Raw genomic sequence first — 2,957 nt, 5'->3', positions numbered from 1 at the left:
GACCCGTTGCGGCCGGTCACGGCGCGACGATCAGTGCCCAGTAGACCTGGTACTTCGAACCCGGCGCGTAGGCTGTCGCGATTCCCATGCGCTTGGCCCTGGCATCCTTCATCACGCGGTCGTGCTGGGGCGAATCTCGCCAGCCCGAAAACGCTTCCGCGAGGCGGCGATAGCCGGCCGAGAGATTGGCCTCGGCGCCGGGCTGCCCCTGCTTGGCGAGACGCGCCTTCACCGCATCGGCCTGCACCGGCTTGTCGGACGCAGCCATCGCCGCCGCCTCGCGCTGCGCCGCCTCGACCAGCTCGGGGTCGAGCGTCAACGTGCCGAGCCCGGCATTGAGGCGATAGGCGGAGATCATGGCCCGCGCCTGCTCGGCGTCGACCTGCGCCGAGGCCGAGCCGAGATCGCGATAGAAGGCAGGCTGGCCCTGGCGCTGCGGTTCGGTGCAACCGGCGGCGCCGAGAAGAGCGAGCGCGCCCACCAGCACGGCAGGGCAGGTCATCGCGCGTGGACCCGCGGCGCGGCGCAGAAAGCTGGACATCCGATCATTCCTTGCTGTCGTCCTTGGCGGGCTCGAGAACCGGCGCGGAAGCGGGCTTCGCCGCCTCGGCCTCCGCCCCCTCGGTGTCCTCGTCCTCGACTGGCTTGCGCGAACGGCGCGCAGCCGCGGTGGGCGCGGGCTTCGCCGTCTGCCGCTTCGCGCGCCCGCGGGCCTCGCCTCGCCCCACCGCCGCGGCGATGCTGTCGAGGGAGTGCTCCACGCCTTCCAGCCCGCGCACCATCAGCTCCGGCGTGTCGGCGGCCGGCTCAAGCTCGGCGAGGCGCTTGTGAATGGCGAAGTTGAGGTCGCTGGTGACGCGCCCGACGATCTCGACATCGCCGACGACGCAGACCAGCTCGAAGTCCATCGTCGTGGTACCGAGCTTCTTGAACTGCACCGCCGGCGGCGGCTTCTGCATCACGTCGCCGTGGTTCGCGGCGACCTCGGACAGCATCGCCCGCACCTGACCGGCTTCGAGCGTCCGCGGCACCGAGAGCGCGATCAGCACGCGCCCCGTCCGGTCATTGCGGACGCGATTGCGCACCACGCCGGAGATCAGGTTCGAGTTCGGAACGATCACCGTCGAGCGGTCGAAGGTCGCGATCTCCGTCGAGCGGACATTGATGCGCTTGACGATGCCCTCGATGTCGCCGACCAGCACCTGGTCGCCGACGCGGATCGGCCGTTCCCAGAGCAGGATCAGGCCCGAGACGAAGTTCGACACCACCGACTGCAGGCCGAAACCGATACCGACGGAGAGCGCCGAGGCGACCAGCGTCAGGCGCTCGAGGCTCAGCCCCACCGCCGAGACCGCGATCGCCACCGCGCCGATGTAGCCGACATATCCCGCGGCGGTGGTGATCGAGTTGCGCAGGCCGGGATCGAGCGCCGTCGTCGGCAGGAACTGGTTGTCGAGCCAGCGCTGCAGTGCCCGCGTCGCCGCGATGCCGAGCCCGAAGACGAAGGCGAAGACGACGATGGTCGAGAGCGAGATCGTCACGCCACCGACCTGGAAGCCGAAAAAGGCGGCACGTAGCGAGACCAGGAAATCCGTCGACTCCAGCCCCCAGGGCGCGAGCACCATGAGAACGGTGACCACGATCAGCAGCAGCTTCAGCGCACCGACGGCGATCACCGCGACCTTGTCCAGCGTGGTGCTGCGCAACCCCATGCCGGCCTTGAGCGTCAGGGCGAAGCGCCCCTTGCCGGTGAGCAGCCGGGGTACGCCGAGGTCGATGAACTGGAAGACAAGCAGGAAGAGGCAGGCGACGATGCCGATCCAGATCGTCTGCTCCGCCAGGAAGGCGGCGAAGACGACATAGCCGCTGAGCGCCGAGGCGATGATCGCGAAGCCGATCACCCAGCCGAGGATGCGGACCGGACCGAGACTGGCGCCGTCCACCGGCACATAGGGGCCGAGGCAGGCCTCCTGCTCGACCTCGTCGTCGTCGCGGATCTGGTAGAGTCCCGCGATCAGCGTCAGAGCGAAGAGAATGGCGAAGAATGCCTTGACGATGATCGATATCGCGAGGCCGGCTGCGATCGCCTGCAGCCAGGCCTCGAAGACCTTGCCGACCGACATGACGAGAGCCAGCGAGGATGCGATCCAGACGACGCTGCGCGCGGTCGGATCGAGGACGCGGACGAGGCGACGCTGCGGCGAGGACGGCGCGAACAGCGCATCGGCCAGCGCCTGGACGAAAGCGAAGAAGGCGAGGCCGACGACGACGGCCCAGATCACGGGCTGGATGCGCGGCGGCAGGAGGCCCGTCGTGCTCAGCGCCTTGTAGAACAGCCAGCTCGCCAGCACGGGCGGCGCCGCGCCCGCGACGATATGGGCGAGCGCGACATACAGGCAGTGCAGGCTGCCCGCATCCTGCAGGTCGCTGTAGCGCGCCTTGAAGCGCGGCAGATAGCGCGCCCGGGCGACATAGAGCAGGACCGCGGCGATGAAGGCCAGTGCGACGACGCCGCCGCGGGTGCCCGAGAAAGCGTCCTTCACCCCTTCCAGCCAGCCGCCGAAGATATAGCCGGAGGCCCGCAGATCCTCCGGCGCCGTGGCGATCGCGTTGCCCCAGACCTCGGGATTGGCAACGGAGGGACCTGCGGCGAACAGCGTCTTCGCGAAGATCTCGCGGCGCTTGTCGCCGATCGCACTTTGCAGCTGCTCGGCCTGGAGTAGCGAAGCCTTGGCGATCTTCAGCGTCTCGTCGGCATCGGCATAGGCCTTGGCCCGTGTCTCGCGGTCACGCGTGATCTCGGCACTCTCGGCCGGCGCATTGGCTTCGGGCTTCGCCCCGAGCTGATCGAGCCGGAGCTTGGCTTGGTCTACGCGCGGCGTCTGCTCGTCGATGATCGTGCGCAGCTGGTCGAGCGAGGGCTGCAGCCGGATGCGCTGCCGTTGCAGCTCGGCATC

General features: G+C 68.9%; 2 protein-coding genes. Both read right to left on the bottom strand.

Going from position 1 to position 2,957, the window contains the following annotated elements; genetic code table 11:
* Positions 1–16: 16 nt before the first annotated feature.
* Positions 17–541, bottom strand: coding sequence for a CAP domain-containing protein (locus tag ACIPIA_RS13415; protein WP_400510264.1), 525 nt, complete (start codon positions 539–541; stop codon positions 17–19).
* A gap of 4 nt (positions 542–545) precedes the next feature.
* Positions 546–2,957 (bottom strand): DUF3772 domain-containing protein (locus tag ACIPIA_RS13410; protein WP_400510263.1); only part of this gene is annotated, 2,412 nt, incomplete at its 5' end.

This window comes from Allobosea sp. CER48, assembly GCF_044752385.1.
Classification (GTDB): domain Bacteria; phylum Pseudomonadota; class Alphaproteobacteria; order Rhizobiales; family Beijerinckiaceae; genus Allobosea.
The sequence above is the reverse complement of the archived record's forward strand: the minus strand, read 5'-3'. Positions and strand labels throughout refer to the sequence as shown.